The organism is Legionella sp., assembly GCF_049790535.1.
GTDB lineage: Bacteria > Pseudomonadota > Gammaproteobacteria > Legionellales > Legionellaceae > Legionella.
Genome location: NZ_JBAQZB010000134.1, coordinates 1 through 6,243 on the forward strand (window position 1 = coordinate 1; position 6,243 = coordinate 6,243).

Sequence of the window (6,243 nt, forward strand, 5' to 3'; positions counted from 1 at the left end):
CCTGGACTCCATCACATATTGAAGTACCTGTAGGTTTACACCCTTATTCCACATGGCCTAATAAAGAAACCAAACTCCAATTTATTAATAAACTTACACAACAATTTGCAAAAATGCCTGGCTATACCATTGGCATTAGTCAACCCATTATTGATGGTGTCAATGATATTATTGGTGGTGCCCATAGTCCTCTTGCTTTACGAATTTATGGTAATAATTTACATGAATGTAGACGGATTGGTAATGAAATTGTCCCTATTTTAAAAACAATTAGAGGCACAGCCTCTGCCTCATTATTTCAAGAACCACCTATTCCACAAATTATCATTCAAGTCGACAGGGATAAAATCGCGCGCTACGGCATCAATGTGGCCGACGTCACTAACTTAATTCAAACAGGTTTTAGCGGTTCACCGGTGACAACTATTTATGTGGGTAAACGAATTTACAATGCTACAGCACACATTCCTAAAACAGATAAGATGAGCATTCAATCTCTAGGAAATTTATTTCTAAACAGTTCTGATGGAGCCAAAATACCCTTGTCAGAGCTTGCCAAACTAGAATATAAAACCGGTGAAAGCAATATTGCCCACGAATCAGGCGCGCGGCAAGTTACAGTACGCATGGAAAATCGCGGACGTGATCTAACTTCCTATCTTAACGAAGCAAAACAACGCATTAACAAGGAAGTAAAATTTGATGCTAAAAAATTCCGCCTTGAGTGGGCAGGCCAATTTGAAAGCCAGGAGCGTGCAGAAAAACGACTGATTTATATTCTAGGCCTTGTGTTAATACTCATGGGACTTCTCTTATATTTTGAATTTCAAAAATTGCACCTGGTTTTTCTCATTTTAGGTGTGGTACCCATGGCAACGTTGGGTGGATTAATTACTCTTCATCTTACTGGGGAAACACTGAATGTAGCAACTGCTGTCGGATTTATTGCACTGTTCGGCGTCTCAGTACAAAATGCCATTATCATGATCTCAAACATTCGACGTGTTCGCGGCATAAATAAAGCACTCAGTCGCGCGGTAGTAAACGGAGCCACAGAGCGTCTTCGCCCCGTTTTGATGACCGCAACTGTTGCCTCATTTGGCATGTTACCCGCTGCTTTAGCAACTGGAGTTGGCACTGATGTACAACGAGGACTTGCTACCATCATTGTTGGTGGTTTGGCGGTATCTACATTGCTCACACTATTTATTCTACCAACCTACTATTACTCGTTAACACGAGTGATAGAGCAAGGCGGTATTACGCTTAATCCGTGGAGGAAAAAGCGATGAGGCCATTGCAAATAAATATTCTAAGCTGGACCATAAAATGTATTGACACCAAATCAAGCCACCAAAAACTGAGTACCTTCTGGTGCGAGAAGTATATTTTTGTTGGAGTAATCTCTCTTTTTTTAAGTAATTGTGCAGTGGGGCCTAACTACAAACGACCTGTCACCCCTTTGCCAAAAATGTACATAGCAAAATCATTGTCCCCAAAAACAGTGGCGAGCAAAACCAAACTGGGAGCATCACAATCCTTTGTAGCCAACAAAGACATTCCAGCACAGTGGTGGCAATTATTTCATTCGCGATCTTTAAATGATCTCATCATCGCAAGTATGCGCACTAACCCTTCAATTGAGGCAGCTCAAGAAGCGTTACGCACCGCTTTAGAAACTGCTTATGCACAACAAGGGGCTCTTTTTCCCTTTTTGGGTATCTCATTTTCACCTACAACACAAAAAACCGCAAACATTCTGACCAGTGTCTTGGCAAATAATCAATATCAATATTCATTATTTACTGGACAGCTTTTTGTGTCTTACATCCCAGACGTATTTGGTGGAACACGACGCCAACTGGAATCATTAATGGCACAAGCAGAATCACAACGCTTCCAATTAGAAGCAACTTACTTGGCATTAACGGCAAATGTGGTGAATGCAGCAATACAAGAAGCAGCTCTTCGCGAACAAATTATCGCCACCCGCCAAATTATTATGAACCAAAAAAAGCTATTAGCAATGCTCCAACAACAATTAAAATTAGGTGATGCGGCATTAAGTGATGTTACTGCTCAACGGGCAGCGCTAGCTGCCTCTACAGCTACATTACCTCCATTAGAAAAACAACTTGCTATTCAAGGCGATTTACTAAATGCGCTTACAGGGCGTTTTCCTGATGATCCACAAACTCCGATATTTCGTTTAAATTCCTTAAAACTTCCAACGCAACTACCCATTGCAGTTCCTTCACAATTAATTGAGCATCGACCTGACATTCGTGCTGCAGAAGAACAAATGCATGCGGCAAATGCCTTAATTGGTGTTAGCATCGCAAATCGCCTACCCAATTTTACTATTAACAGCACTAATCTTGGTACAGCTGCAACTACTTTAGGTACACTACTACAACCCGATACCCAATTTTGGGCCCTTGCAGGAATTATTGCGCAACCAATTTTCTACGGTGGCAGTTTACGCCATAAACAACGTGCTGCAGAAGCAACCTATAGACAAGCTGCTGCGCAGTATCGCGCTACTGTCATTAATGCCTTCCAAAATGTAGCCGATACCTTAAAAGCAATCCAATTAGATGCTTTTGCTTTACGCGCTGCGAGCAATGCCGAACAGGCTGCACTAACCAGTCTCACTATTGCCCGTCGTCAACTGGTATTAGGTGACAGTAATGTAGCGGCTTTGCTAATTAATCAACAAGCTTATCATCAAGCTCACTTAAATTTAATTCAAGCACAGGCCAATCGACTTACCGACACAGTTGCTCTTTTTCAGGCTCTAGGTGGAGGATGGGAGAATGCAGGTGAACTAAAAGAATATTAATTTAGCAAGGACTGTAAGTAAAGACTCACTTGTTCAGCGCGATTGGTAAATATCCAATGCATTCCTTTGTTTAATTCTCTATATAAACTGTACTTAGAATCTACAAATCCAACACCCACCACTTGTTTTCCAGCTTTTAGTCGAGTTGCTAATTTAGTGGTTAATAATAAATAATGTCCTAAGACACCACCATAATGCTCCTTTAAACTTAAATCACAAAAATTACGCACATTATTGTGTGAGGCAACCAATAATAAAGCATGCTTAGGAAATTTTGATAAAGCTTGAACAATTGACGCATCGATAGTTAGTAAATGATAATCTTCTTTTGCACGCAATTTATGCAAAATTTGCAGTAGACACTCTTCATCCTGCAATGGTTGCTTTAATTCGATAAATAAATGCAGTCGTTGTCCAAATTCGGCAACGACTTCTGCAAGAGTTGGTATTTCTGGAACTTGGGCCCGTAAATCAGAAAAATTTAAATTGGCAATAATCAAATCATGTCCCCATAATCGCTTTAAACTAGAATCATGATTCACCACTAACACTTGATCAGCCGTTATATGCACATCCAGCTCTATTCCCCAACACCCTGATTTTTCCGCCAGTCTAAATGCAGGGAGTGTGTTTTCAATAACTCCGTGCACATTGTCATGCGCACCGCGGTGAGCAATCAAACGTGCAGCATGCACCTGATCTGGATTAGGTGTACCTCGAGGTATAAGAGCAAAATAACGGTCTATCATTTTTTCCAGTAAGGCAAAGAACATGGTCAATTTCTCTAAACAAGTTTAATACGTTGATTCTATGCAGGTTGTTTTAAAAAGGCAAAATATCTGTAATTTTCACACAGGACTATTCCATTAATAAGTCTAATTGTGTAAAAATGGTAATTTTTAAAAATTTACCTGCCAATAAAGATAGGTACGTTATTATAGAGACCAATATATGCCTTTAATTACTACTAATATCGATCTGGCTGTTTGCAATTTACAGGCGGGAAAACCTGTTGCAATACCAACAGAAACTGTTTACGGGTTAGCAGCACCGATTAACAATATACAAGCAATTAAAGCGGTGTTTGTTATGAAAAACAGACCTTTAAACCACCCATTAATTGTTCATGTTGCAACAAATTGGGATTTAACTGAATTGGTCACAGACATCCCTTCTTACGCCAAACAACTTATTGAAAAATTCTGGCCAGGCCCATTAACACTCGTATTACGTTGTAAACCAGGACAGATAAACCCGTTAATTAATGGCGGCCAATCGACTGTGGCTATAAGATGTCCAGCACATCCAATGGCTCAAGAGTTAATAAAAAAACTGCAAATCCCGATTGTTGCTCCTTCCGCAAATCCTTTTGGAAAAGTAAGTCCTACTACTGCATCACATGTTCAAACATCATTTCATAATAAAGAATTAACAATACTGGATGGAGGTCGTTGTGCTGTAGGCATCGAATCAACCATTATCGACGCCTCTAACGCTGAGAATTATCAAATTTTACGTCATGGACTTATTGATGAACTAGCTTTAGCAGAGGTGACAACAATGACCTCGTTGAATCAATACAACAACACTCGAGTTCCAGGCAAGTTAGACACTCATTACCAACCCAATAAACCTTTATACTATTTTACTGACTATGAACAACTTGCTCAATTTTGCCAACAAAGCACCAATGCAGTATATGTAATAGCCAGGAAACAGCCGACAACGGTGAATAACGAACATTACCAAATATTTGCTGACACCCCTCAAAAAGCCGCCTTTGATTTGTACTTTCAATTAAGAATGGCTGATGCGTCCACTAGCCAATGCATTCTAATTGAACTCCCTCCAGCGACCGATTTATGGCAGGGAGTCAGAGAGCGAATTTTAAAAGCTGGAAAGCCTTTTGCATAAAATAAAGACGGAGCACCTAACATCTCTTTTTTACTCATATGGTTTGAGAACCATACATCAACAGGATTACAATTATTTTAACAATTCTATAATTCAAACACTCAAATTTATTTAAAAATCAAAAAATATTGACAGCATTGAAAAATATGAGTAATTTAGCGCACGATGCCGAGGTGGTGGAATTGGTAGACACGCTAGCTTCAGGTGCTAGTGGGGGTAACTCCGTGGAGGTTCGAGTCCTCTTCTCGGTACCAGTGATGGATTTTTTAACAATTCGTAATGGTTCAAATTAGTACGTTATTGAAAAACATTTAAATACTTAAAGTGCCTTATATCTTTAAAAATTTGCTGCTAAGATTTCTACGCTGTTTTTTGCCCTATCTTGTAATCCAGCATTTTGTAAAATCACTAGAGCCTTTTTACGAAGTCGCTCATCACCACAAATTAAAAAAGCTCTCTTTAAATAGTCGATTGCAAGTATCGGATTACTTGGATCGAACTGATCGGCCATAGTTTCATACTGATACGCAATCTTTTCTAGTCGAGTAAAATATTTACGAAGTTTTTTGTTAAATTCGTTATTAAATTCTATATATTCTGTTCTTTTAAAATCACTTGGAATCTCTGCTTTTATTGATTTGATTATAATAGTTTCTTTTCCCATAGCTTGGGCAGCGCCTATCTCATAATATATATTTTCTTGAGTTTGTTTGGGAATATCTTCATGACAAATTCCAATTGAAATAGGAGTTGAAGCAATCGTTTTCCATATTTTTAGTAAATAATCACCACCAGTTACATCTGTACTGGCATCAATCAATTTATATTTTTTTGCTTTACATATTTTATTAATAGAGTCTCTGATTTTCGTAACTTCTTTGGGTATTGGGAAGCCCAAACGAGTCATTAGAAAGCAGTGTCGAGGCTGACTTTCCAGACTATATGTTAGCGGCTCGCCACCTATAGGACTGTAAATAATCACTTACGTTTTCTACCAATAGGTATGTCCTTATAAGGCCCAGGGGTAGATTTGTGAGCAATAATTTTACCTTCAGTACGATCAATTTGTACATATCGTTCTGTTTTAGGGTTTTTAACCTGTACAATGTCATGCTTATTATTTGTTGGTTTGTCTTTCTGCGTACCCATGATGTATATCTCAAGAAATTCTACTATTATATTATAGTTGTTAATATACATGCCTATATAAATTATCTTCAAGATTTCTGCAAGAATTTACGTATCTTTTCGTAATTCTTCAATTTTTTATATTTTTTTTGCTGTTTTTATTTGCTGACCGCTTAGCGCTTTCCTGTTAGTAAAAGCGCTATTTTTTCGTGTCTCCCAAATCAAAAACAGAGGTATAACAGGACATCATTTGATGATTTCCAGGGGGATTTTCCCATAACGAATCCCCATAACCACGGCTTGAGTTATATTGTTGCAGCCCAGCTCTCGCAAAATATTCTCTTTGTACCGTCGAATTT

6 protein-coding genes and 1 tRNA gene are annotated in these 6,243 nt (G+C 38.6%); 4 read left to right on the forward strand and 3 right to left on the reverse strand.

Annotated elements, in window-relative coordinates; all coding sequences use genetic code 11:
* Positions 1 to 1,292 (forward strand): efflux RND transporter permease subunit (locus WA877_RS09030; protein ID WP_425170588.1); only part of this gene is annotated, 1,292 nt, incomplete at its 5' end.
* On the forward strand, positions 1,289 to 2,842 hold the full coding sequence (locus WA877_RS09035; protein WP_425170589.1) for an efflux transporter outer membrane subunit: 1,554 nt from the start codon (positions 1,289 to 1,291) through the stop codon (positions 2,840 to 2,842). The genes WA877_RS09030 and WA877_RS09035, both read left to right, overlap by 4 nt.
* Here the strand turns inward: WA877_RS09035 and WA877_RS09040 are convergent.
* Positions 2,839 to 3,615, reverse strand: a complete 777-nt coding sequence (locus WA877_RS09040; protein ID WP_425170590.1) for a glycerophosphodiester phosphodiesterase — start codon at positions 3,613 to 3,615, stop codon at positions 2,839 to 2,841. The genes WA877_RS09035 and WA877_RS09040 overlap by 4 nt on opposite strands.
* A gap of 178 nt (positions 3,616 to 3,793) precedes the next feature.
* On the opposite strand from WA877_RS09040, the gene WA877_RS09045 reads away from it, so the two are divergent.
* Both WA877_RS09045 and WA877_RS09050 read left to right on the forward strand, forming a co-directional pair.
* Positions 3,794 to 4,756, forward strand: coding sequence for an L-threonylcarbamoyladenylate synthase (locus WA877_RS09045; RefSeq protein ID WP_425170591.1), 963 nt, complete (start codon positions 3,794 to 3,796; stop codon positions 4,754 to 4,756).
* 167 nt (positions 4,757 to 4,923) lie between these two features.
* Positions 4,924 to 5,010 (forward strand) — tRNA-Leu (locus WA877_RS09050).
* Positions 5,011 to 5,093: 83 nt separating this feature from the next.
* Here the strand turns inward: WA877_RS09050 and WA877_RS09055 are convergent.
* Both WA877_RS09055 and WA877_RS09060 read right to left on the reverse strand, forming a co-directional pair.
* A complete protein-coding gene (locus tag WA877_RS09055; RefSeq protein WP_425170592.1) occupies positions 5,094 to 5,738 on the reverse strand; it encodes a hypothetical protein in 645 nt (214 codons plus the stop codon).
* Entirely contained in the window at positions 5,735 to 5,905 is a 171-nt protein-coding gene (locus WA877_RS09060; RefSeq protein ID WP_425170593.1) for a hypothetical protein, read from the reverse strand. Before WA877_RS09060 ends, WA877_RS09055 begins: the two co-directional genes overlap by 4 nt.
* Between the last annotated feature and the right edge of the window lie 338 nt (positions 5,906 to 6,243).